The 23,757-nt window shown below is 50.8% G+C and carries 26 protein-coding genes; 10 read left to right on the top strand and 16 right to left on the bottom strand.

The window, feature by feature from the left end; translation table 11 throughout:
- The first annotated feature begins 19 nt into the window (after nucleotides 1-19).
- Entirely contained in the window at nucleotides 20-727 is a 708-nt protein-coding gene (locus ACFQ88_RS10580) for a DUF4309 domain-containing protein (RefSeq protein ID WP_239633489.1), read from the top strand.
- Nucleotides 728-809: 82 nt separating this feature from the next.
- Here the strand turns inward: ACFQ88_RS10580 and ACFQ88_RS10575 are convergent, their stop codons facing one another.
- Nucleotides 810-1,430 (bottom strand): DedA family protein, encoded by a 621-nt coding sequence (locus tag ACFQ88_RS10575; RefSeq protein ID WP_239635330.1) that lies wholly within the window; start codon nucleotides 1,428-1,430, stop codon nucleotides 810-812.
- Between the two features lie 169 nt (nucleotides 1,431-1,599).
- Between ACFQ88_RS10575 and ACFQ88_RS10570 the strand changes: the two genes are divergently transcribed.
- Nucleotides 1,600-2,652 (top strand): YkvI family membrane protein, encoded by a 1,053-nt coding sequence (locus ACFQ88_RS10570; RefSeq protein ID WP_239635329.1) that lies wholly within the window; start codon nucleotides 1,600-1,602, stop codon nucleotides 2,650-2,652.
- Here ACFQ88_RS10570 and ACFQ88_RS10565 read toward each other — a convergent pair.
- Nucleotides 2,563-2,991, bottom strand: a complete 429-nt coding sequence (locus ACFQ88_RS10565) for a hypothetical protein (RefSeq protein ID WP_379454067.1) — start codon at nucleotides 2,989-2,991, stop codon at nucleotides 2,563-2,565. The genes ACFQ88_RS10570 and ACFQ88_RS10565 overlap by 90 nt on opposite strands.
- Before the next feature lie 31 nt (nucleotides 2,992-3,022).
- Nucleotides 3,023-3,310 carry a hypothetical protein gene (locus tag ACFQ88_RS10560; RefSeq protein WP_379454066.1) on the bottom strand — a complete coding sequence of 96 codons (288 nt, stop codon included), beginning with the start codon at nucleotides 3,308-3,310 and terminating at the stop codon, nucleotides 3,023-3,025.
- Between the two features lie 87 nt (nucleotides 3,311-3,397).
- Here ACFQ88_RS10560 and ACFQ88_RS10555 point away from each other — a divergent pair, with 87 nt between their 5' ends.
- Both ACFQ88_RS10555 and ACFQ88_RS10550 read left to right on the top strand, forming a co-directional pair.
- The gene (locus ACFQ88_RS10555) at nucleotides 3,398-4,159 is read left to right on the top strand and encodes a glucose 1-dehydrogenase (protein WP_379454065.1); all 762 of its coding nucleotides are present in this window, start codon (nucleotides 3,398-3,400) and stop codon (nucleotides 4,157-4,159) included.
- Nucleotides 4,160-4,341: 182 nt separating this feature from the next.
- Nucleotides 4,342-5,277 carry a DMT family transporter gene (locus ACFQ88_RS10550; protein ID WP_239633485.1) on the top strand — a complete coding sequence of 312 codons (936 nt, stop codon included), beginning with the start codon at nucleotides 4,342-4,344 and terminating at the stop codon, nucleotides 5,275-5,277.
- 135 nt (nucleotides 5,278-5,412) lie between these two features.
- On the opposite strand, the gene ACFQ88_RS10545 is transcribed toward ACFQ88_RS10550, so the two are convergent.
- The 3 genes from ACFQ88_RS10545 to ACFQ88_RS10535 all read right to left on the bottom strand — a co-directional run bounded on the left by ACFQ88_RS10545 (nucleotide 5,413) and on the right by ACFQ88_RS10535 (nucleotide 8,229).
- Nucleotides 5,413-6,543: a glycosyltransferase family 4 protein gene (locus ACFQ88_RS10545; protein WP_239633484.1), complete on the bottom strand. Its 1,131-nt coding sequence runs from the start codon at nucleotides 6,541-6,543 to the stop codon at nucleotides 5,413-5,415.
- 335 nt (nucleotides 6,544-6,878) lie between these two features.
- Nucleotides 6,879-7,469, bottom strand: coding sequence for a TetR/AcrR family transcriptional regulator (locus ACFQ88_RS10540; RefSeq protein ID WP_379454064.1), 591 nt, complete (start codon nucleotides 7,467-7,469; stop codon nucleotides 6,879-6,881).
- Entirely contained in the window at nucleotides 7,444-8,229 is a 786-nt protein-coding gene (locus ACFQ88_RS10535) for an alpha/beta fold hydrolase (RefSeq protein WP_379454063.1), read from the bottom strand. Before ACFQ88_RS10535 ends, ACFQ88_RS10540 begins: the two co-directional genes overlap by 26 nt.
- A 57-nt stretch (nucleotides 8,230-8,286) precedes the next feature.
- Between ACFQ88_RS10535 and ACFQ88_RS10530 the strand changes: the two genes are divergently transcribed.
- Together ACFQ88_RS10530 and ACFQ88_RS10525 are read left to right on the top strand one after the other, a co-directional pair.
- Entirely contained in the window at nucleotides 8,287-8,568 is a 282-nt protein-coding gene (locus ACFQ88_RS10530; RefSeq protein ID WP_379454062.1) for a hypothetical protein, read from the top strand.
- A gap of 280 nt (nucleotides 8,569-8,848) precedes the next feature.
- Nucleotides 8,849-9,994 (top strand): GGDEF domain-containing protein, encoded by a 1,146-nt coding sequence (locus tag ACFQ88_RS10525; protein ID WP_379454061.1) that lies wholly within the window; start codon nucleotides 8,849-8,851, stop codon nucleotides 9,992-9,994.
- A gap of 96 nt (nucleotides 9,995-10,090) precedes the next feature.
- Here ACFQ88_RS10525 and ACFQ88_RS10520 read toward each other — a convergent pair whose 3' ends face one another.
- Complete coding sequence (locus tag ACFQ88_RS10520; RefSeq protein WP_239633479.1) at nucleotides 10,091-10,297, bottom strand: helix-turn-helix domain-containing protein; 207 nt, start codon at nucleotides 10,295-10,297, stop codon at nucleotides 10,091-10,093.
- A gap of 1,053 nt (nucleotides 10,298-11,350) precedes the next feature.
- On the opposite strand from ACFQ88_RS10520, the gene ACFQ88_RS10515 reads away from it, so the two are divergent.
- Complete coding sequence (locus ACFQ88_RS10515) at nucleotides 11,351-11,785, top strand: helix-turn-helix domain-containing protein (protein ID WP_239633478.1); 435 nt, start codon at nucleotides 11,351-11,353, stop codon at nucleotides 11,783-11,785.
- 244 nt (nucleotides 11,786-12,029) lie between these two features.
- Here ACFQ88_RS10515 and queC read toward each other — a convergent pair whose 3' ends face one another.
- From queC to queD, 3 genes are read right to left on the bottom strand one after another with little or no spacing between them, the layout of a single operon-like run.
- A complete protein-coding gene (gene queC, locus ACFQ88_RS10510; RefSeq protein ID WP_379454060.1) occupies nucleotides 12,030-12,737 on the bottom strand; it encodes a 7-cyano-7-deazaguanine synthase QueC in 708 nt (235 codons plus the stop codon).
- A 50-nt stretch (nucleotides 12,738-12,787) separates the two neighbouring features.
- On the bottom strand, nucleotides 12,788-13,477 hold the full coding sequence (locus ACFQ88_RS10505) for a 7-carboxy-7-deazaguanine synthase QueE (RefSeq protein WP_239633476.1): 690 nt from the start codon (nucleotides 13,475-13,477) through the stop codon (nucleotides 12,788-12,790).
- Nucleotides 13,461-13,940, bottom strand: a complete 480-nt coding sequence (gene queD, locus ACFQ88_RS10500) for a 6-carboxytetrahydropterin synthase QueD (protein ID WP_379454059.1) — start codon at nucleotides 13,938-13,940, stop codon at nucleotides 13,461-13,463. The genes ACFQ88_RS10505 and queD overlap by 17 nt, the downstream gene beginning before the upstream one ends.
- A 144-nt stretch (nucleotides 13,941-14,084) precedes the next feature.
- Between queD and ACFQ88_RS10495 the strand changes: the two genes are divergently transcribed.
- Nucleotides 14,085-15,470 carry an RsmF rRNA methyltransferase first C-terminal domain-containing protein gene (locus ACFQ88_RS10495; protein WP_379454058.1) on the top strand — a complete coding sequence of 462 codons (1,386 nt, stop codon included), beginning with the start codon at nucleotides 14,085-14,087 and terminating at the stop codon, nucleotides 15,468-15,470.
- A 123-nt stretch (nucleotides 15,471-15,593) separates the two neighbouring features.
- Here ACFQ88_RS10495 and ACFQ88_RS10490 read toward each other — a convergent pair whose 3' ends face one another.
- The gene (locus ACFQ88_RS10490) at nucleotides 15,594-16,688 is read right to left on the bottom strand and encodes a hypothetical protein (RefSeq protein ID WP_379454057.1); all 1,095 of its coding nucleotides are present in this window, start codon (nucleotides 16,686-16,688) and stop codon (nucleotides 15,594-15,596) included.
- Nucleotides 16,689-16,927: 239 nt separating this feature from the next.
- Here ACFQ88_RS10490 and ACFQ88_RS10485 point away from each other — a divergent pair, with 239 nt between their 5' ends.
- Entirely contained in the window at nucleotides 16,928-17,026 is a 99-nt protein-coding gene (locus ACFQ88_RS10485) for a YjcZ family sporulation protein (RefSeq protein WP_345774046.1), read from the top strand.
- 119 nt (nucleotides 17,027-17,145) lie between these two features.
- Here ACFQ88_RS10485 and ACFQ88_RS10480 read toward each other — a convergent pair whose 3' ends face one another.
- Genes ACFQ88_RS10480 through ACFQ88_RS10470 form a run of 3 tightly spaced genes read right to left on the bottom strand, consistent with a single transcriptional unit; the run spans nucleotide 17,146 to nucleotide 21,028 of the window.
- Nucleotides 17,146-17,886: a pseudouridine synthase gene (locus tag ACFQ88_RS10480; RefSeq protein ID WP_379454056.1), complete on the bottom strand. Its 741-nt coding sequence runs from the start codon at nucleotides 17,884-17,886 to the stop codon at nucleotides 17,146-17,148.
- Between the two features lies 1 nt (nucleotide 17,887).
- Nucleotides 17,888-19,375 (bottom strand): RsmF rRNA methyltransferase first C-terminal domain-containing protein, encoded by a 1,488-nt coding sequence (locus ACFQ88_RS10475; RefSeq protein WP_379454055.1) that lies wholly within the window; start codon nucleotides 19,373-19,375, stop codon nucleotides 17,888-17,890.
- A gap of 30 nt (nucleotides 19,376-19,405) precedes the next feature.
- Nucleotides 19,406-21,028, bottom strand: coding sequence for a hypothetical protein (locus tag ACFQ88_RS10470; RefSeq protein ID WP_379454054.1), 1,623 nt, complete (start codon nucleotides 21,026-21,028; stop codon nucleotides 19,406-19,408).
- 183 nt (nucleotides 21,029-21,211) lie between these two features.
- Between ACFQ88_RS10470 and ACFQ88_RS10465 the strand changes: the two genes are divergently transcribed.
- On the top strand, nucleotides 21,212-21,721 hold the full coding sequence (locus ACFQ88_RS10465; protein ID WP_239633468.1) for a thioredoxin family protein: 510 nt from the start codon (nucleotides 21,212-21,214) through the stop codon (nucleotides 21,719-21,721).
- A gap of 75 nt (nucleotides 21,722-21,796) precedes the next feature.
- On the opposite strand, the gene ACFQ88_RS10460 is transcribed toward ACFQ88_RS10465, so the two are convergent.
- On the bottom strand, nucleotides 21,797-23,125 hold the full coding sequence (locus ACFQ88_RS10460; RefSeq protein ID WP_239633467.1) for an ABC transporter substrate-binding protein: 1,329 nt from the start codon (nucleotides 23,123-23,125) through the stop codon (nucleotides 21,797-21,799).
- 190 nt (nucleotides 23,126-23,315) lie between these two features.
- On the bottom strand, nucleotides 23,316-23,747 hold the full coding sequence (locus ACFQ88_RS10455; protein WP_379454053.1) for a DUF309 domain-containing protein: 432 nt from the start codon (nucleotides 23,745-23,747) through the stop codon (nucleotides 23,316-23,318).
- Nucleotides 23,748-23,757: the final 10 nt, after the last annotated feature.

Raw genomic sequence — 23,757 nt, 5'->3', positions numbered from 1 at the left:
ACAGGAAAGGAAGTCAGAGATGCTGAAATCAACTACATACGTCGCAAGTTGGCTCGTTCCTTTCATCCTCATTATGCTGATTACCGGATGTAATAATACGCCTAAAGCGCAGCAGCCGTCTACGCCTTCCGATTCCGCAGCCAAACCGCCTGTCGCAGCTTCGTCCGATCAAGTCAACAAGACTGTACCGGAAACAGCTGATCCGGAACCGACGCCGCAGGCAACTGCGAATCCGAACGACAAGGTTTCATTGGCCAGTGTCGATTCAGCGCACAAGCCAGAGGAAGAAACGGAACCTGTCAAGCCGACCCATACGAAACCGAAAATCGACATCCAGGATCCCTACAATCAGGCCAAGCCGACTCTGCTCGGACTGACTTTGAAATCTGCACCGGATGCAGTGACAGGGAAATACGGCAAGCCGAAAGAGCAATTCCAGATGGACGACGAAACCGACCCGATCACAGTGTATGACTATACGGATTTTCTGGTAGGCTTCAACAAGCAAAATCAGCTTCAGTTCATCGACATCCGCAGCAGCGACATCAATCCGGGCTTAAACGGACTGAAGCTGGGTCAATCGACAGCCGCCGTCTTCAAAGCGCTGGGCAAGCCGGATACGAACACAAGCTACGTTATGACGTACAAATCGAAAGGCGCCATACTAAAGCTTGATATCGATCCGAAGACCGACAAGGTCAACTCGATCAAGCTGTTTGCGGAATAAGAAGGCCCACTTGCGACAAAAGAAAAAGCCTTGGCAGGAAGTTCATCTCCCTTGCCTAGGCTTTTTTTGCGCAGGATGCGGGTCAGCTTGTTGTTTTTTGCCGGGACGCCCCGCGCTTGCGGTACCTCATATAAATAAGAATCCCTATAGCGGCGAGAACGATGATAACGGCAACGCTTATGCCCATATAGTGATGCACCAGATTCATGATCTTCGGTGCGTTGGTGCCGATGAAATGCCCTAATGTCAGAAACGAAGCGCACCATATAAGTGCTCCGGTGCCTGCATACAACAAGTATTTCCAGAACGTGACCGCGCTTACCCCCGCTAAGTAACAGGTAAAGTGCCGGACGCCTGGTACGTAATATCCGAACGCAACGGTCCAAAGGCCGTATTTCTTGAACCACCCTTCTGCCAAATCGAGCCGCTGCGGAGTCAGCTTGACCCATTTGCCGTAACGGTACAAGAACGGCTTCCCTACCGTTTTCCCCAACATATAGCTGACGATCATTCCTGTCATCGTCCCCGCATAGCTGACCACAAAAGACATGCCCAGCGTGAGAGGTCCTCCATTCGTAGTCAATGAGCCGACGGTTGTCATCAAGATCTCATCCGGCACCGGAATTCCGACAATCCCTACAGCCAACAAGCCGAACAGGGCGATATATCCGTAATTTTCAATCAGCAGCAAAATATCATCCAGCACACAGACACGCTCCTGCAAATGATTATATAAACAATAGTAAGGATGAATAGGCCTCTCTTATTCTAACAGAATCCGAACGTTTCCCCAAGTTGGAGGCATGTATACACCCTTAAACTCATACCTTGTACTATATGGAACAAGCTGTGCGAAAGGTGGACCTGGGATGTTGAGAAAGTTCGGCAGCATTATGCAAGTAAGCTTCACCTATGTCGGCACCGTCGTCGGCGCCGGCTTTGCAACCGGCCAGGAGATACTGACATTTTTCACCCGGTACGGCTGGCTTGCTACACTAACTATAGGAATCGCCAGCGCGCTTTTTGTATGGCTTGGTATTAAGTTAATGTTTCTCGCCCATGAAGTCAAGGCACAGTCCTATGAAGACTTAAACAAAGTGCTCTTCGGGGAACGGATTGGCGAATGGATTAGCCTGTTTACGCTCGTCACCTTATTCGGGGTTACTACGGTAATGCTGGCCGGTGCAGGGTCCGTGTTCAAGGAGCAGTTCCATCTTCCTTACCAATTGGGCCTGATGGTCACACTGCTGCTTGCCTATGCCGTACTGAACAAAGGAATGAAGGCCATCGTAGCCGTCAACTCGATCGTCGTGCCGATGATGCTGTGCTTCAGCTCCATTATCGTCTGGTATTCGTGGGACTTGCCCGGCTCGGGCAATTGGCTTCATTTGACTTCCGATTATCCTCTGGAACGGATCTGGTTCGCGCCGTTTCTATATGCCGCCTTCAATCTGTCGATGGCGCAGGGAGTTCTTGTCCCGCTCGGCGCGCAAGTCCGCGATCGTTCCGTTCTCTTCTGGGGAGGAATATGGGGTGGAGTAGCCATCGGGATTATGCTGCTGGCCGGTCACTTCGCCTTGTCGGCTCATATGCCCGGCATTTCCCAATTCGACATTCCGATGGGACAACTCATTCAAAAGGTAGGGCCGGTCTTGCAGCTCTTGTTCCTATGCGTCATTTACGGTGAAATCTTCACAACGTTCATCGCCGACGTGTATGGCTTATCTCTGCAGCTGGAGCAGCGCACCAAGCTTCCCCGAACCTGGATTTTATGGCTTGTCCTCACGCTCAGCTACCTCGTGAGCCTTCTTGGATTCAAGGCGCTGTTGACTACGCTATACCCGCTCTTCGGCCTGATCAGCATGGCCTGGATGATCATGATGATCATGCGCAGGGACCGCCCCCCGCGAACGAACCAGGGATAATACGACGGCAAGGCGCAATACCATGAACAGCATACCGAGCAATGTAAATACAAACCCGCTCAACAGATAGCCGTAATGATACAAAGGGTAGCTATCGGCATCGCGTATGACGGCAACCACATCCGTCAACAAAAACAAGCTACCTATCATAAAGATACCGATTAATGCATAATCGAAGTAAGTCCATTGCAGGAGCATGGATGCGCCTCCCTGTCGGTCAGCGGATGCCTCCTGCTCCTTCTTGCTGCGCTGCTGCAATAAATACCAGACGAGCATGACGGCGGAGGCTGTGATAACCAAGCCTATGACACCGCCAAGGATCGCTAAGGTCAGTTTCAATATGGTCAACCCCTATCTTCTATTCATTCATTTAGTAGGGCTGAATGGACAGCTGGTACACAAGCCACAGCGACAAGGCAAACGCTATCAACGGGAATACGGTCAGGACCACCAGAAGCGCTTTATCGGGAATAAAGACCGCCTTTCTCCAAACATACCGGAAGCTCCAAACGAGCAAACGTTCTTTCGCCGAATGCCCTACAAGCTTCGCCGATTCATCGTTTGAAGCCTGTGCCTTGTCTTGCTGAAGCGCGATTTTCCCCCGCTTCCAGCCTACTTGATATGTAATTTCACGCTCCGTCCGCTGTTCGGGATCCATATTTGCGCCTCCGTTCGTAATACTATATACTATAGTATTTATATACTCCAAAAAAAGCAATGGGTTTATTGAGAGGAGGTTCCTGAATTGAATAAAGTTGCCGCCGTTACAGGGGGAGCGCAAGGAATCGGCAAAGCGGTATCACTTGCATTTGCCAAGGCCGGCTATGAGGTTTCCATAGCCGATACGGACAAGGAAGCCGGACTGGAAATCGTTCAGGAAATCCGTCAAGCCGGCGGCAAATCCATGTTTATGTGTACAAACGTGGCTGAAGAGCAGGATGTATCCCGGTGGGTGCAGGTAACGCTAACCGAGCTCGGCCGTATCGATGTACTGGTGAACAATGCGGGGATAAGCCGCAACGGCTCCATGCTGGAGCTCCCCGTCGATAAGTTCGACGAGGTGCTCGGCGTCAACCTCCGCGGCGCCTTCCTCTGCTCGCAGCAGGCGGCCGCTGCGATGAAGCGCCAAGGCGGAGGCAGCATTGTGAACATTGCCTCCACCCGTGCTCTTATGTCGGAAGCGGATACCGAGGCCTATTCCGCTTCCAAAGGCGGGCTGCTCGCGCTTACTCACGCGATGGCCGTAAGCCTCGGCGGCTACGGCATCCGCGTGAACGCCGTCAGTCCCGGGTGGATCGAGACCCGGGACTGGCAGAAGGCGTCGCGCCGCGAGCAGCCCCGCCACAGCGAACTCGACCGGCTGCAGCACCCGGCCGGAAGAGTCGGAAGGCCCGAGGATATCGCCTCGGCCTGCCTGTATTTGTCCGGTGATCAGGCTGGCTTCATCACCGGGGAAAACCTCGTCATTGACGGCGGAATGACCGTCAAAATGATCTACGAGGAATGAGAAAGCCTCATTCGGAGTACTGCGGGAGATTGGCGACCTTACAGTTTTGTTTTAGCAAAACTCCCTTCGTAAGCCATACAGGTTTTATCGCCAATAGGAGAGATCTTCAGTACGCACGCTATCGCATTACCGAAACTTAAACTTTCCTATATAATAACATATCAGCAAGGGAGCCCGTCATCATGTGGTTTGCATTTGCCGCCGCCTCAGCCGTTTGCTTCGGCTTGAGGGGCATTTTGTATCAATGGACGTCACAGCGGCCGATCGATCGCAATCTGCTGCTGTTAGGCGTCTATTTGTCCGGAACCGTCATCGCCGCCGCTATCAACATGATCGTAGGCCAGCCCTGGTCGGACGGCTGCTGGGTGGGCGTTCTGATGGGCTTGTTCTCTTTTATTTCGAACGCATCCATGTATCGGGGCTTTGCGGTGGGTAAAGCGTCTCTGATCGCCATGTTCACAGGCCTTCCGCCGGTCGTAGTCGTAATTCTCGCCTACTTCCTGTGGAACGAAAAGCTGAACACATGGCAATTGCTGTCGTTCGTCGTCATTATTTTCGGTATTCTTATGATCCGTTACTCCAACGATATTTCCTTACGCAACCTGCAGGGCGCGCAATGGGGAGCGCTGACGATGGTTGCTTTCGGCATCACGGACTTATCCTCGAAGAAAGCGACGATGCTGGGAGCCGAGACGCTGCCTACCCTGTGTGCGATGTATGTTACTGGCACCCTGCTGTTCGGCCTGTCCTGGTATATCGGCAAGCGCAAGCAAGCGGCGACAGAAGCGTTGGTCGCAGCGGCTGCGGAACCGGGTGCTTCAACTGACCGCCCCGGCTCCAGCCCCGCCCTGCCGACAGGCATTCCCGCCGTCTGGGGCTTCAGCCGAACGCTGCTGTGGGGCATGGTCGTCGGTCTGACCAACATTTCAGGCATGATGCTCGTCATGCCCGCCTTCAGGCTCGGCGTAACAGGGCTCGTATCGGTCGTCATCGCGATGAACGTCGTCTTCGTTCTGCTCTATGCCCGCTTTGTGCTGAAGGAACGATTCAGCCGTCTAGAGGTTAGCGGCCTGACCTGCGCCTTGATAGGCATTATCATTCTTCGCCTGGCGGCATGAAGCTAGCCTGCTAAGGTTCACACAAAGCAAAAAACCGCGGAAAACGTCTTTTACGTTGTTCCGCGGTTTTTTGCTTTTTTAAGGATATATGATTGCTGTGAAACGACTTGCGGAATTACCGCCTCCAGCCCTGCTCTATTCTTCGTTCCGGTACGACCGGTACACGGTTTTTAGCTGCTGCACAACTCTCGACATCGAGTACGACTTTTGCGCCTTATCCCATGCAACACGACCCAGATTATGCCGATAGATCGGGTCGCTGATCACTTTCTCGAGCGCACTCGTCAGCGCAGAGACGTTCTCCGGCGGGACAAGCAGCCCATTATGTCCGTGATCAATCTGTTCGGCAATACCGCCGACATTCGTTCCCACCAACGCCAATCCGCACAATGCCGCTTCAGCGAATACGGAACCGAACGCCTCCGCCCGAGACGGCAGCACGAAGACATCGAAGAACGGCATGAAGTCTTCCGGATGAAGCATATACCCGTAAAAAATGATTTCCTCATAAATGTTCAGTTCAATCGCCATTTGCTCCAGCTCAGGACGTATCGGCCCGTCTCCGATCAAATGAAGCACGAACGGATGTCCCCGCTTCTTCAGCTCGGCACATGCCAGCAGGAGCGTATCCAGACCTTTGGCCGGAACGAGGCGGCATACGGTGATGAGCTGCGGAATTTTGTTCTCGTGGGGCACCGATCGGAACCGTTTCTCATCGAAGCCGTTCGGAATGACGCCTATCCGCTCAGGCTCCTGCACATACTCCGACAAATACTGCTTGAACGAGTTGGACACTGTAATAAGCTGATCAAGCCGCTCCTCCAGCTCCCGGTAAATCGAGGTCAGAAAGGCATGCTCCGTCCCGTTCTCCTTGATCTTCCCGTTGAGGATAAGCTCTCTCTCGTAGCTGGAATGGATCGTCATGATCACAGGAGTATCCGGGAACACCTGCTTCATGACAAGCCCCGCAATGGGGTGATGCGCGTGGATGAGATCATATTTCTTCGTTTGCCTCAGTTTGGTCCACCACACGTAATCCTTGTACGTCTGAATGTATTTATCCACAATAGGGTTGCCGGCATAGGCTTCCCAATCGAACGTTGAGAAGCGGACCGGCTCCGTGCCTTTGCTTCGTACCCGCTTCGGCAAGGAGAACAGCTCCATCTCCCACCCGCGTCTATTGAAACGTTCCAGCATAAAGGGAACCATCGAGGATACTCCTCCCGGCTGCTCCGGGGGAAAAAATAAAGCTTGCAAAATATTCATGATAGCCCTCCGTAATCGATCCCGCTTATAAAACCAATCTAACTCTAGAAGTATGATGGATTAAGGATGCTCTCCGAACTATCCCTGATTACATCGTAACAGTATTCCAGAGCCACTACAAGGGTATGGACCGATAGAAAAACTTTATGAGAAGGGATGATTTTCGCCATAGAATAGAACAAATGTTTGTATCGAAATTAAATATACGAAGCGAATAAAATCATTGAATATTCGCATTCGGATTCCATAATAAAAGCCCATCCCCCCCAGTAATCAATGGTGGATGAGCCTTTTTGCCAAGAATACAGTATTGAAAGCCAGCATCCTTTTCTCCGTCAAGAAACGGTGCAAAACTGTTCGATAATCTGCTTCTTCATCTCCTCGACCGGATAATGATCGGGGTATGTGGATATCATTAACATCGCTCCATGGAGGGTGGAAGAGAAATATAGCGATCGCAGCCGTGCATCCGCATTCCCAAGCTCTTTGAACATCCTGCACTGCACTTCGAATTGCTCGGCCATTGCTTCATTAAGCATTTGGCTGTACTTGGAGAGAAGCTGGTTTTCTTCCGGCTGCGTTTGCAGATGCAAATAAAAACGGTATACCTTATGGCGCTGCTTGACATTATCGAGCGCACCATCGACGATAAATTTCAGCTGTTCAGTCGGAGTGCTGAGTGCGGAAGCCGTCTGCATCACTTCTTTGATCTCATCAATCCGGTTTTGTACCATTTCGGCAAGGAGATGCTCCTTCCCCTTATAATAATTGTACATCAAGCCTTTGGAGACGCCGGCCCTTTTCGCTACATCATCTATTGAAGCGTCATGATATCCCCGCTCGATAAAAATCTCCATAGCAGCCGTGCGGATATTGTCTTTGGCGGCTTGACGAATTCGATCATTTTCTTCCCTTGTTCGCGGCATTGTCGAGTTCTCCATACATAAAGTTCCGAATATGCTCGGTAAGCTCTTCTGCGTGAGTCAATGTGAGCATGTGATCCCCGCCTTCCATTTCGGCAAAATGAATCGCTGGCACACGTTGAAACTGTTCGGCGATCTTGAGCATGTCCGGCCATTCTATTGTACCACGAATAAACAGCGTGCTCACCGCTATGTCCTCCAAACGTTCGATTGCCGGCGGCTCGGGCCAACGGACTTCAAAGCTCTTCCACTCGGTAAACACTCTCGTCATATAGTGTACGGCCATTTCACGAAGGAAATCCCTATGCGGTCCGGCCATCGTGGCGCGATAATTCGGCCCCGACAAGGACAATTCAACCAATTTATCGATGTCGGGGGCAGCGGCATTTACGGATGCCATCCATTCCGTAAACTCCTGGGAAAACACGAAACCGGTTAACGAAGGGGCTATCACGACAAGCCGCTCAACCATTGAGGGGTACGTTAGCGTAAAATCCGTCGCCGCCTGCCCGCCCATCGAATGGCCGACCAAAGTGACCCGCTCCAGCCTTAGATGTTGGAGCAGATCCCGCAAATCCTCCACCAAGCTGGTTGGCGTTTGCGGTGCCGGCGAACGTCCCGTCCCTCGGCCGTCATACGTAATCACCTTGCAGGATTGTGCCATCAACGGTGCGGCATACTTCCATTCCCTCGAATCGACGCCAGGACTATGCAGCAGTACGACAGGCGAGCCTTCTCCTTGAATTTCGTAATATAGATCCATCCTATTTCCGCCTCCCCAAAAAAAGAAAATGAATGCTTTCGAGAAACATTATATTTTATGACTGAACGTACAGTCAATATAAAAAGGGATTTCTTCACGAAAGTTTCCGTTACTTATTCGACGACCCCGAACGTATTCAAAAGAAACCACAAAAAATATGCAAAATACAACGAACCAATTCCCCCTGCAAAAATAGCAACAACAGAAATAATGCAAACGATGTTTCGCTTGGTTCCTTTCGGTGGCGAAGAACATGCAGCAACAGCACACCCGACTCCGGCGACAAAGACAATTATAGATATGACCAGGAAAGGCACGGCCATCCTCGACATGAAATAAAAATAATCCATTCCTCTACCCCCACTCCTTGTGAACAAGTTAGCTATGATAGACTGTTTATCGGCAAGCGCCACAGAAATCTTTGATTTGACATGAAATGTAAAACCGCTCTTCATATCTAACTCTGCATTACCGATAAAATGAAAAAAGAAGGCACCTTAAAAACAGAAATTACTTTAGCTGCATTCTCTGCCGATTCTATTAGATTTATAACAAATGTGAACGGCAGTTTGCTATAATATACCTATATTCCGGTTGATTGCGGGGGCTCTATTCCTAGATGAACGATCTTACTTTTTCCGACCTATGGCTCGGTACATTGGGTACCATCATCAGCTATACGATGATTATTTCGATTTTACTTGTTACGCTGCTCGCATCGGTCAGGCTGCTCCTAAGCCGGCGCAAAATCGGGTATTTTTCGCTTATGCTGTCATTAATTATTTTGATCATACAATACGCCCAATTGATAGCGTTCGAGTTTACAGAGACACAGAGCGACACGTCAACATTCATCGCGCTCCTGCTGAAGGTCGTATCGTTCCTGCTCGTGAACACCGGAATTTATCAGCTGTACAATCCGACCAAGTGGAAGGACACGATCGTATTTATTGTTTGTTCGGCAGCAACAGTGTTCGTAGCCGTATCCTATTGGTATATACCGGTATGGCTTCAAGGCAGCGGAGACCAAGTGCTATTGATGCAGCCGCTCGGGATGGAGCTGTTCTTATTTCTGCTTATTTTCGTCAGCTTCATCTTAATCAACCCCAGAATCGGACAAAACGGCAAATATCAGCTCATGCTGACGCTGTACTTTTGCTCCCATATGATTCATATGGCCAATATGTATTTGTTCGGAAGCAGCCAAATCGTGCTAACCAAATTCGAGCAGCTCATTCCGATGGCGTTTCATCTCGTTTTGTTTTTGTTCATATTTGAGCGGATCATCGAGATCATGCAGGCGATATACAACTCTTCGATCACGGATGGGTTGACCAAGCTGTACAACCGCAAATATTTTTACAACCGTGTTTCTCAACACATTGCCCAACAATTGAAAGTGTCCGTTATCTTCAGCGATATCGATAATTTCAAGAAGCTTAATGATACGAAAGGCCATCATATGGGAGACTTGGTGCTGAAGCAGGTAGCGCAAATCGTCAAGGAGGAAGCGGAGCCTATCGGAGTATGCGGCCGCTACGGCGGCGAGGAGATGGTTGTGCTGGTGACGGATACCGAGGTCGATACGGCGGAGCTTGCTGAGCGGATACGGGCTAGAGTAGAAGCCGAAACGATCGTGACGGTGAGCATGGGCTTCAGTCATTTCCGTAAAAATATTACCGCCGACGAGCTGATCAAGCAGGCGGACGAAGCCATGTACAAAGCGAAGACCAGCGGCAAAAACAAAGTTGTCGCATTCGGCTAAAGCTTAAGCTATGCGGTCTTCCGCTCCATTTGCATCCATTGACAGCCTCCTCCTTGAAGCAATAGGCATGAAATGACGCGAGACTGCTCCCTCCCGCTATTCAATTACAAACAAATCGTCCAAAGGCTGTTCGAGCAAATCGCACAGCCTTTTGGCTGTAGCCGGTCCGACCGTCTTGACGGAACGTTCCAGCAGACTGATGTAGGACGGACTCAGCCCCATCTCTCTGGCTAAATCCCGCTGCGACATCCCCTTAATGATTCTGGCTCTTACAAAAGCTTGAGACTTCGTTCTGATTTTCAAGGCGTGTCCCCTCCTCTTTCCGTTATTTCCCATTATACTCACTATTGTTTGCTTATGCAATGATAATTGTTTACTTTTGTATCCACAACTCCTTTCGTTGAAATTACTTTTGTTTACTAAATTTGTTAACGCAAAAAAGAGAGTTCGGATGTTATTACCATCTAGACCCCCTATATTTAACCGATTATAAAAACGATAGTATCGAAAATGGACCGTTTCTAACCACTCCGTGGACGATCTATACCTTAAAACGGACTACGTGTGTTCATTTCTTTTTGTCTAATTATTACAAACACCAATACTCCTGCTAGTAAACCGGACACATTTAAAAGAACAGGGACTATGTATGAGCCCTTAATTTCATATGAATGCGTATATCGAGAAGGCACAAAACTCATTCGTATGGGATCTAAGAAAAAGGAACTGCGATTGGATAAACTGATATTGCAGACACTTACTTGATCCTTTACGTACAGATCATCCAGATTAGTATAGGCAACACCGTCTTTATATAACCCTCTAAGTGTTGGTATGAACGCACTAGTTGTATTTACCTCCCAAGTAACTCCGGAAAACAACACCGTACTAAAATCAACAGATTTTATATTAACGTGTTCATTACAATATTGATTGTAAAAAGCTTTAGAAGCTTGTGACAATTGATATTTAGCTATGTTTACATCTATGTATAAATATAATAAAGCCATCGGAAAGTAGAATACTATAAAGCATATGTAATATACGACGATGAATATGGTTGATTTTCTCATAAAATCAATCCTCTTATCCCCTAAAGTATCTAGCTAATTTGTAGATAATAACCAAATTATACCATAGCCTACCATTGATCGAGATAAGTTTCTGCAGTTCAGTAAATCCATATAAGCTAGAAAGTAGGAAATACCGAGAAAGCTTACTTACATCTGATATTCTTATGCAATGATAATTGTTTACTTTTGTATCCATAACTCCTTTCGTTGAAATTACTTTTGTTTACTGTTATCATTATAACGCTACTCATTTGTTTACTTTTGCTAATTGCAGGTGTCGATAATGAATTTTTACGAGCAGCTGCGCGACATGCGCAAATTGAAAGGCTTCACGATCCGGGAGCTCGCCGACCGGTCCGGCGTATCGGCAGCCTACATATCCCAGCTGGAGAACGGTAACCGAGGGGTTCCGTCGCCCGATGTGCTGATGAAGCTGTCCGAGGGCTTGAATACGCCTTACGGCGAATTGATGGAGATCGCAGGCTATTTGGAAAAAAACGAACTCCGCTACACCGATGCTTATAGCAAGCCGAAGGTGAATTTGCGCCGGTTTTTACGCGAGAACGAGCTGATCTTCGACGGAATTGAACTGACGGATCAGGATAAGGAATGGATCGAGCGCATGCTAACGGTGCTGTTTTGGCGGGATAAGAAGCAAGCGGAAGATGCCGCCGGCACGGAAACCGGGAGCACGGAGGATGGGCTCGGCAACGATTGACTTTGAACTTCATGAACTTGCAGCAAAAAAAATCCCGCGAAGGCTAGCAGCTGAAATCAGGCGCTGCTTACCTCGCGGGATTTTCGTTTACCACATAGGAAAGTTTAAGTTCGGTAAAGCGATAAAACTTATCGAAGATCTTTCGTATTGTCGATAAAACCTGCCTTGCTTACGAAGCGAGTTTTGCCCAAGCAAAACTTTAAGGTCGCACATCTTTGAGAAGCCTCGATCGAGGTTTCTCATGTTAACGGTACGGAATCGGATCCTTTTCTCCGGCTTCGGCAAAGCCTTTCAGACGCAAGCGGCAGCTGTCGCATACTCCGCATGCTTCCTTTTCGCCGTTATAGCAAGAGGTCGTCAAATGATAAGGAACGTTCAAGCGCATGCCTTCACGGATAATTTCCGCCTTGGTCCATTCGCTGAGAGGCGTTTCGATCCGCATCGGCACCCCTTCTACTCCGACCCGGGTAGCAAGCGCCATCACTTCCTCTACCTTGCGGATAAACTCCGGACGGCAATCCGGATAGCCGCTGTAGTCGAGCGCATTGACACCGATGTAGACGGCTTCCGCACCGGTTACCTCTGCATAAGAGGTAGCGATCGACAGAAACAGCAGGTTACGGCCGGGCACATACGTAATCGGCACCTCGGACTCTTTTTCACCCTGCTCCTTTGGCTTGGTCATGTCCGGAATTTCGAGGGACTCGTCGGTCAGCGCACTGCCTCCGAATTCCTTCAAAAAGCCGAGCGAGATCACCTTATGGCGTGCAGATACGCCGTAGTGCTCTGCGACTTGACGGGCATTTTCCAGCTCGACCTTATGGCGCTGGCCGTAGTCGAACGTGATCGGATACAGCTCGTACCCCTCTGCCTGGGCTATACCCATACATGTGGTGCTGTCCAGTCCACCACTTAATATGATGACCGCTTTTTTGGACGGTTTGGTTTCCATAGTTCGTTCACACCTTTTTTCCTTAAAATGAATCGCATTCCGGATCGCGTCTACACGCCACGCATCGCGGGATCCCAAATAATTTTGTGCAGCTGCATATTGAGCTTCACATGGGACAAGCCGTGATCCAGCATTCGCTGTACGAGCTTAGCCGGCGGCATCGTCTCCCATACCGGGCTGAACAGCGGCAGCGCTTCGGTCGGATACTGCTCCAGCACCCGTACGGCTTCGTCAAAATCCTTATCGCTCCCAATCACGAACTTCAGCTCGTCCTGCTTCCGCAGCTTCGCGAAATTGGCAACGATCATCGCCTCGGTCTCGCCGGAATCCGGGAGCTTGTAATCCATAATATAACGAACCTTAGGCGAAGCAATCCGCTCCATGAACAGGGTCAAGTCAATGGCTCCGTTCGTCTCGATATGAATATCCGTCAACGTCTCGATTCCGAGCAGAGCTTCGATCAAGGCAGCCGACTTCTCTCCGTACAACAGCGGCTCGCCCCCCGTAAGACACAGATGCGTAGACCGGTACGTGCGAACCTGCTCGACGATTTCGTCAATCGTCATGACCCGATCCGCCTCCTCCGGCGGATAGCTGTACTTCGTATCGCACCAGGTGCAGCGAAGGTTGCAGCCGAACAAGCGGACAAAGATCGTCGGGAAGCCGGCGCGCGTTCCTTCGCCCTCGACCGTTTCGAATATTTCGACCATCGGAATTTTTACGTTACTCACTTGCCGCATCCCCCATCATGGCTGCAGTGACCGCTGCATAGCTGGTCGGCGTCTCCCATAATCTGACCTCTTCAAGTCTTACCTTCGGGAACCATCCTTCGGCACGTAACGCATCGGCCAGCTGCTCGTACATCCAGACAACCATATTCTCAGCCGTCGTATTCATCGGAGGCAGCACCTCATTCAAGTAACGGTGATCGAGACGGTCCATAATCCGTTCCTTCGCGATCCGTTTGATGTCGCCGAAGTCGATCGTGATCCCCCGGTAATCGACCTTGCCCCGCATTATGACCTGCAGCTTGTACGTATGGCCGTGCAGGCTTTTGCACTTGCCTTCATAGCAATGCAGATGGTGCGCACTGTCAAACGTAAACTCTTTGGAAACAAGCACTTCTCTATCATGATATTTGAGCTGATGCTCCTGAATATCCGAGCCCAGCGTTTGTACTTTGGTTGGAATTTCGTATTCCACTGCCGTTTCACCTCTTCCCAGAAGTCCTATCTATTATGCTAAAAAAAACATCCCCCCATTATACCACGGGCGGTTCACTTCTCACAATAAGGAGAAACTTGTATAATAGGACCAAGGAAATTAATAAGGAGCATGAATGGCAGGATGACACAAATTCAATTACCCGAGTCGTACACACGACAAATGATAGATCAGCTTGGACCGGAGGAAGCCGAACGATTTCTGGCAAGCTATGATCAGCCCCGCACACAAGGACTTCGTATCCACCCGCTTAAGACGACACCGGAGCGTCTCCGGGAGATGACCGACGAGTTCGGACTGACACCTGTTCCGTGGTGTGAAACCGGATTTTATTATAAGGAATCGTCCACGTCCAAGCCCGGCAAGCACCCTTATCATGCCGCCGGCTTGTATTACATTCAGGAGCCGTCGGCGATGTCCGCCGTAGAGCTGCTCGACCCGCAGCCCGGCGATATCGTGCTCGATTTGGCGGCGGCGCCTGGCGGCAAGTCGACGCAAATCGCCGGCAAGCTGCGCGGGGAAGGGCTGCTCGTTACGAACGAAATCCACCCGGCCCGTGCAAAAATTCTATCCGAAAACAACGAGCGGATGGGCGTGACCAACGCCATCGTGACGCAGATGGCGCCGGATCCGCTGGCGGAGCGGTTCCCGCTGTTTTTCGACAAGATGATGGTGGATGCGCCCTGCTCCGGCGAAGGCATGTTCCGCAAAGACCCGCAGGCCATCGATGAATGGTCGCCTGACCATGTGAAGATGTGCGCCGCGCGGCAGTGGGACATTCTCCAGGCCGCCGTGGCCATGCTGAAGCCGGGCGGCCTGCTCGCTTACTCGACGTGTACGTTCAACACGTCGGAGAACGAGAGCACCGTCGCTGCGGTGCTCGAGCAGTTCCCTTCGTTCGAGCTGCTGCGCACCGAACGAATCTGGCCCCATCGCCACGCGGGCGAGGGGCATTTCGTAGCCCTGCTGCGCAAGGGCGGCGAAGACGCGGCGGCACCCGACCGTGCCGCCGTCAAGGCTCGCGGCAAAGCCGCCGGCAAAAGAGCCTCCGCCTCCCGTCCCGAGGAGGAGGCGATGCGGCTCTTTCGCGCGTTTGCCGCGGATGCGCTGCCCGGCTTCGAGCTCCCTGCGGGAGAAGCCGTCCTGTTCGGCGAGCAGCTGTACTGGCTGCCCGCGGTTCAAGGCTGTCCGTTCGATAGGAGCTATCTGAACGGACTGAAAGTGCTCCGGCCGGGCTTGCACCTGGCCGAGGTGAAGAAGGCGCGCATCGAGCCTTCTCATGCGCTGGCACTGGCTTTGCCGCGGGGCGTCGCGCGGCGGACGGTGGATTTCCCCGCCGAGGCGCCGGAGATCGACCGTTTCCTCCGTGGGGAAACGCTGGAGCAGGCTCCTGGCGATAACGGCTGGGTGCTCGTCACCGTCGACGGCTTCGCTCTCGGCTGGGGCAAGCGCACCGGCAGCCAGGTGAAAAACCATATCCCGAAAGGCTTGCGCCGGCTGGGCACTTGACTTTGAACAAACGTGTCAAATCCGTGGAGCCGCAGCGGCAATCCATTACGTGATACTTCATCCAAGCACAAGCAACTGCAAAAACACTCCTTGCCAAAAAGCACTAGGAGTGTTTTTCAATGTTTAATGAAGCTGATCGCTCTCGAACATCAGTTCTTCGAACGGCTTATTTTGATACAGCATCGTTACATTGAACGATTCGTAATCTTTCTCCTTATCCAGCTCCTTCATCAGAAGCTCGGCTATCATTTCTCGGTCATCGGCGTTACCGGGCTCGCGAAAATCGATGAAGCCGGTAATTTGCCGGTAACTGATATCGACGGTGGCGGTTCCGATCGGCAGTCCTCCGTGAGACTGCTGATATATTTCATAGGTCAGCATATCTCCGTCATCGCGGGCTAGGACGATCGTGTAATCTTCATGATCGTTCCATTCATCCACGGCCGTATCTTCAGGCAACAAGTCCTCATGGGTCAATTCAATCGTTTCGATTATGTCTTGCTCCCATTCCATATGAAGAACAAAGGTGTCTACCTCATCTTCGTCGAAGTCGCTCACCAGCAGCTCCGTTACCGCTTCAATCTCGTCCTCGTCGGGCTCGACATTCCAGTGAACCGTCCCGCTGACATCCGATCCGTGGACGTGAATGTCCACTTCCGCAACCAGCTCCTGCTCCTGGTCGTAAATGTGATACTCGACCTTATTGCGTGTCTCTGACATGATGACGAGCTCGAAATACGGATCAAATTCCTGATCTGTAGTAACGACAGGCTCTTCTTGCAAAGACCCGTCCCATGCCGGATGCTCTTCTTCCACATACATGAGGTAATCGTCCATGATCCCGGGATCTTCGTGTTCAATCCGATCCAAATCCGCCCGGTTATAATCGTAGTCAAAATCTTCCTCTACCGCTTGGAAACCGGTCTCCAGCCGGTCCGTAGATATGACATGATCGTATTCGCTGCACGTCACCAGCACATCGCAGGATTCAACCCCCATAGCGTCTATAAGAGCTTGAACATGTTCCTGCAAGGCTGACATGACAGCTTGCTTGGCATGAGGGGGAAGCATCGACTGCTCCAGTTGGATCGCTCCGCAAATGCGGTCTGCCTCGCGGTATACCAGGGTCATGCTGCCGACAAACTGATGATTCCACAAAATATCGTTTACTTCGCCGCCTGCCGTCTTCATATCCGGCCTAAGCATAACATCCGTCAATGGTTTCGCCTCCAAGGGACCTCGAATTGTTGGGCTCATGCCAATACATGCCCACCTTTACTAGCGTTTCCTATTCAGCCCAAAAACTATGCACCAAGGCAGGAGTCCATACGAATCATCCCTGAACACATACAATTTAGTATCGGATGGCAAGTGACCTAGAGCAGCGAATTCAATCTGAAGGCAGCAGCGTTAACTAGCAGAACTTGATCATTTGATAAATCTACAATGTGGGAGGAATGAGCATGTCCGGACTTGGAGGTCTTTATACTAACTCAGCTATCATTTTGGTGTTGTTCATCCTGTTGGTCATCGTTCTCCGCGCAAGTTGGTTTTAATCCATTAAACAACAAAGTCAAGGCTTCTTAGCCTTGAAATATAGAAGACCTGTGCCTAACACGCTGCCGGGCAGCGAAGGCACAGGTCTTTTTTCACCCTATTAACTATTGCAATGAACTCACTGTACGGCTGTCGCCTGCTGCAGCTGAAGCAGCTCCTCCTCCGACAGCTCTCTGTATTCCCCGGGCAATAAATGCTCATCCAGAAGCAAGGGTCCCATCGATAATCGTTTCAAAAAGGTAACCTTTTTGCCTACAGCCTGAAACATCCTTTTCACCTGATGGAACTTTCCCTCCATGATGGTCAGCTCGATTTTGGACCAACCCGAGCTGTCCGTCTTCAATATGACGAGCTGCGCCGGCATCGTTACATAATCGTCATCCAATGCAACTCCGCGCTCAAACGCCTGTCCGTCTTCCTCCGTTACGATCCCTTCCACTTCGGCATAATACGTTTTGGGAACATGCTTGCGGGGCGACAGCAAATTATGCGCAAGCTTACCGTCATTGGTCAGCAGCAGAAGTCCTTCCGTATCCTTGTCGAGTCTTCCGACAGGAAAAGGATTGAAATGAACAACTTCCTCATCCAACAAATCTATAACCGTCCGGTCGCGTGTATCCTCCGTAGCCGATATCACTCCTTGCGGCTTATTCAGCATCAAGTATATGAACTCGCGGTAACGGACGGCTTCCCCATTCACCGTTATCACATCGCTTTGCGGATTGACCTGTACGCCGCTATCTTTGGCTGGACGATCGTTCACCCGCACCAGCCCTTTTTTGACGAGAATTTTGATCTCGCTTCGTGTACCGTGTCCCGCATGCGAGAGCAGCTTGTCCAGACGCATGGTTTGTTTCAATTTAAGTCCACCTCCAGCCAGGGGGGTATTCGTTCTTGAGCAGTCCGTCGAGCCACTTGCCCCAGCCTACAGGGAATCCATCGATCCCAACAAGACAATAGCCCTTCTTCTTGGCGTTCTCGCCGGTTAGCTCTACTTGCTCCTCGGTCATTTCCAGCGTCTCGCCCTTCAAATAACGAATGGCGGCTCCTTCAGCAGTGGATAAAGAAATCCAGCGCTGCGCGTCTTCCCGCTGCAATCCCATAGCCAGCGCATGAGACGGCTCGAACCGCTGCTTCCGGATGCTTCCCATATACCAGCCTGGACGGATGACGCGGATTCCGCTCAGGTCAGGCAAACCTTCAGGAGCAACATACACGTACTCGCCGTGCAAAATCATATTGGATATAGGGATGGACGGCGCCATCTCCTTCATGAAGGTGTAAAAAGGCTCCAAATCGACTACGGTTTGCCGTTTGAACGATTTTTTGTCCAGGAATTTGCCTTTGCCCGGGAACCATTCTTCCTGCATCCGTTCTTTTTTGGTAGGCGCTGGCACGCTGTCCCCCCGATGCTCCAGGACCGCGACGAAATGTCCCTCCCCATGCAAATGGTGAGGCCACAATCTAACGGTATCTCCTACCTGCCTTGCAGCCTCCGCCGCTCGGGCGGAGCCAAACTCAACATATTCCACCCACTCCGGGTTCCCCGGGCGAAGCCCGTGCTCCTTAGGAACCGGAACGACTTCAAAATGGGCATGGCCGCGCAGAAACTCGGCTATCATCTCTTCGTTCTCCTCGGGTGAAAACGTACAGGTCGAATAGACCATTCTTCCGCCGGGGCGCAGCATGGCAGCCGCCTGCTTCAGAAGGTCTCTTTGCATTCCGGCGTAGCGGTCGACCCAAGCCGGCTGCCATGCTTTGGCCATTTCCTCTTCCTTGCGGAACATCCCTTCCCCGGAGCAAGGCGCATCGATCAAAATTTTGTCGAAGAAGCCTCGAAAGGGAACCTGCAGCTTCTCGGGACGTTCATTCAAAATTACCGCATTGCGGACTCCGTTCAGCTCGATGTTCTTCACTAACGCCTTGATCCGATCCGGATGAATGTCGTTAGTTACCAGTACTCCCTGCCCCTCCAGCTTGGAAGCCAGCTGCGTCGATTTGCCTCCAGGCGCCGCACATAAATCGAGCACCCGGTCGCCTGGACGTACATCCAGCAGTTCAACGGGTGCCATCGCACTGGGCTCCTGAATATAGTACAGCCCTGCGTGATAATAAGGATGCTTGCCGGGCCGATCCTCCTCGCGGTAATAAAAGCCGGTGGAAGCCCAAGGTACCGGCTCCAACTGCATGGATGTCAATTCGAGAAACCGCTCCACGCTGCATTTCAATGTATTGACACGAAGCCCGTACCAGCGTTCCTCATCATAAGAGGCAAGAAACGCCGGATACTCGGCTCCCAATAATTGTTCCATTTTACTCATAAATGCTTCAGGCAACTGATTGCCCATACTCGATGTCCAACTTTCCGCAACTATGCACTAATTGATTTGAAAAAAGAATAATTTGTCCCCTTCAGGCAGCGTCTGATGACGGGCCATCCATCCGCCGCTCAGCCAGCCGAATTCCGGATTGTCCCAATTATATTTCTTATAGCTGAAGGCTGCAACCAGGAGATCCGGACGCGTAAAAGAGCTGACGAACACTCTTTTGCTCGGCTCATCGACAAACGTAATCACATCGTCTTCCTGCTTCAGGGCGACTTGTCTTGTTTTCCAATGGCTCATGTAATAGAGACGATCGGCAAAATTGACGAAAACCTGCTCCTCCGATGCGGATGTAGAAGGGCTTGTACTGATTGTGCCGAATACGACCTCGCTTCGATCCCAGCCGTCCGGGACGTCCACTCTGCTCAATTCAGACATCGCGCCTGTCGCTATGTCGCCGGTAAGCCATTGCAGCGTCTTTTTGTAAGGCTGTCCTTTGCTGTTGACTGCGGTGACGTACTTATGGAGCAGAACGCTGTTCTTGCTCTCGCTGTACCCTCCGAATTCCAGGCACTCCTTCGATTCTTTAGATAACGCGAAGCGCTGCAGCTTCTTGCCCTGAAAATCGGCAAGCTGCACCCCGCTGGAAGCGAGCAGCGTCCGGTTGTCGAAGCTCATCAGATGCTCCGGCGCCCGATCATATGTAAAATTATAATACATCACTTTTCCTTTTGCATCCGTTCCCGGATCGATGAACCCTTGCTCCGCGGCAAAAGGCTGTCTCACCGCTCCTTCGTTCAAATCGATCCAGCTCATATCGCTTTGATACCGGTTTAAGCCATATATCGCCAAACTGCTGTTAGGCAGCTCGAATCGTTCGCCAGGACGCACTTCCTGCGTTCCGTTGATCAGCTGCTTTTTCGCTCCGGTGGATAGGCTGTAATGAGTCATGCCGCCGATGCTGTCGCGAACGAACAGATGCTTGTTATCCGAGGTCAGTACGGCATGATATAGGACAGGAGCATTCCAGCTGCCTCCCAACGGCTCATAACGGAACAGCTCGATCAGCGGAGTCACGGTTTTGCGCTCCAGATCGAACACGTTGGCCTGGTATACCCATTCCTGATCGGCATTCACAACGGTAGTATAAACAACCTCATGATCGGATAGAAAGCCGCATAGCTTCGTCGACTCGCTGAATGGCTCCACTGTACGGCCATAGGCGAATCCGACAGGCTGCTGCACCATCTGTCCGCTCTGCGGCTCCATGGTTACGATATCGGTCTGAGTCCAGGCGCCGTCGTCCTGCTTGTGCTCGCGCCGAACCAAATAGACCATCCGTTTACTGTCAGGAGCGCTCAATTGTCCTATAACATGAGCCTGCTTGACCGTAAGCAGAAAGCCTCGGTTTACTTTGGACTTCACTGTGTTCAATGTGCCAAAATCATACTGCGGCAGTTCCGGATGTTTCGTTTTATAATCTTCCACTACATCGTAGGGAACCGGTGACACGAACACTTTCGCATGATCCTGAGGTGCATTGGCCGCATTAATGGCGACGGGCCGGTACACTTCATGGAGCCGGATGGCATACATCGAATAAAACAAGGCTGCAAGCAAACCGATTCCAAACAGCAGCCATACATAATAGTTCATATTTTTGACCCAATTCCGCAAAGCGCCATTCCCCGCATTCCTCACCGATTCCTGAAGCCGTGTACCCAAAACGCCATGTTCAATAATTCCACGCTTTTGTCGAAAATCCTTCATTTTTGATGTATGATAAATGAAGGAAAATCAGCCTTCCAGGACGAATTTACCCCTAGATAGCTTACTATTCTTATTAGAAAGAGGGACTTTATGAAGAAGCTCGTCATTTATTTATCTATCATCATTGTGCTGTTCGGGGCGCTGTATGTCGTGAATATGCAGTCGGACAAAGCGAAATACGGTAAGCATGCGGACAATGTCTACGGGATCGCTCCGGACAAGCTGAACCCCGAAACCGTCAAGCTGCTTGACGACCCGAACTATCAGAACATCATATTGCCTGCGGATCTGGACAAGAAGCTGAGCAATAAAGAGGATTTCTTCCTCTATTACTTCTCCTCCACCTGCCCGCACTGTAAAAAAACGACTCCCATCCTGTCGCCGTTAACCAAAGAGCTGAACGTGGACGTCAAGCAGTTTAACCTGCAGGAATTCGAAGACGGATGGGGCAAATACAAGATTCAATATACGCCGACCCTCATCTACTATAAAGGCGGCAAAGAAGTGGAGCGCATCGAAGGCGGAATCGCTTCCCCTGGCGAGCAAGGTCATACATCGGACACGTTTAAGCAGTTTTTGCAAAAATATAAGGCGCAGTGATTGTGCCCTGTTAAACCGACAAAAAGGACTGCCCGAGAAGGCAGTCCTTTCATGCGTTGTACCGTCTGACAACGGCTATTTCCGCAGCTTATCCTGAATAAGCTTGTTCATTTCTTCGTCGGCCGTCCGAAGTGCCGTATTCATATCCGTCTGGTCAATGATGTAAGCATTAAATGCTTTGGACAGCACTTTATCCACCTCGCCGTCCGGCAAATATTTGAACGGCGTCATGACTGCGAACTTCAGCTTGGTCATCGCCGCGAGATTTTTCCCTTCGAATTCCTTCAGCCCTTTGCCAAATTCCGCTCGCAGCTTCTCATCCTTGAGCACCGTCAATCGTCCGCCTCGCATCATTTCCTTCTGCACTTCATCGGAGAGGATGGTATCCAGCACAAGGAATGCCGCATCCTTCACTTTGCTTTGCTCTGAAATGGACAGGATCGGAGAGTCAAGACGCTGCCCGATGCCTGGCGCTTTGCGGTGCTGCGGATAGGTGACCATATCCCAGTTGATCGGGGACGTTTTGAGCGTGTTGAGCAGGTTGCTGTGGCTTGCGATCATAGCCAGTGTCCCTGAGGCGAATGCCGTTTGGTTTTTGCCGGCGTTAGGCACTGCGAAGTCCCCTTCGGTCAGGCCGGGAATTTTGAACAGAGATCCCCAGATCGTGAACGCTTCCTTCCACGAATCGTTCGCGAGCAGCGACTTGTTCGTGTTGAAATCGGCAAAAGGAATGGACAGCTGCTGCTGGATCCGTCCGATGCCGTCCGGAAAAATACCGCGGTAGGCGACGCCGTTATCCGTGCGGGTAAGCTGCTTGGCCAGCTCGGCCACTTCATCCCAATACATGCCTTCCTTCGGATAAGGAATGCCGAATTTATCGAAAACATCTTTGTTATAAAAGAGCGCAAACGAGTTCGTGTAAGCAGGAAGCCCCGCCAAATAATCTTGACCGCCCGCAATTTTCAGCGTTTCCAATGCCTCCGGAGCAAATCGGCTCGTATCGAAGCGGTATTTCTTCATCAATGGCTCCATATTGTAAATCAGCTTGTACTCCGCCAGATTGCTGCCCATAGGACCCGGGTAGTTGGCGACGATATCAGGAATTTCACCTGCCGATATCAGCTCGGGGAGCTTGGAGGCCGATGCATTGATTCGTTCAATTGTAATTTGTGGGTATTTTTTCTTTACCGGCTCTACGATATATTTTTGAACTTCATCATCCGAGAACATGCCGCCGCTGGCCATAATTTTGACCGTGACCGGGTCCTTGCTCAGCTCGGGTATCGCATCGTTCGGCTTGGTTTCTGACACGGCCGGCGTGTCGGCAGGCTTGGCACTCCCGCTGCAGCCCGCTAAAGACACCGTACAACATAATGCAAGCATAGTTACATAAAGCTTTTTCACATAAATCCCCCTCGGTTTGTTATGAAATGATTACAACTTTATGACAACGGTTACAAGACTCTTTCATTGTATATCGGAAGCGTTTCCAACTTAATGTCTCAAACTCATGTATTTGTGTCTGATCTTAATTATTATCCGAAAACAGCAAAAAACCCGGCAGACCGCAATCTGCCAGGGATTTTTTTCCATTCTATAGTTCACCTTCTCCGTGATTAGGAGGATGATTTCGCAAATATTCGACAAGCGCCGACAGTTCCGGATCAACAATCGTAATATCCAGGTCGTAAGAATCGAACGGCTCCACGGTAATCCGTTCCAACCGCTGCAAATACGTGCGGCTGTCGCTCACGAGCTTAACGAGATCAATGCCGGGACCGTCACTCCGAAGCGGCTCAAGCTTCTCCAGCGCCGCCGTCAACAGCTTGATCGCCCCGCTGACGTTGCCGTTACGGTGATGGTAGAGTCCTACAGCAACCTGCAGAAGCCCTTGATACATCGGCGCTCTGCCTTCCTCCAGCCACAGCTCTTCCATCACCTCGTGGCACTCGAAGTAATCTCGCTCTATATTAAAATAATAGACGAATTCCACATACAGCCGGTCATAGCTCCCATTCACGCTCATCACCGCACAC

Source organism: Paenibacillus sp. NPDC056579 (assembly GCF_042793215.1).
Taxonomy (GTDB): Bacteria; Bacillota; Bacilli; order Paenibacillales; family NBRC-103111; genus Paenibacillus_S.
Note: the sequence above shows the minus strand (reverse complement) of the source record. Positions and strands in the feature narration are given on the sequence as shown.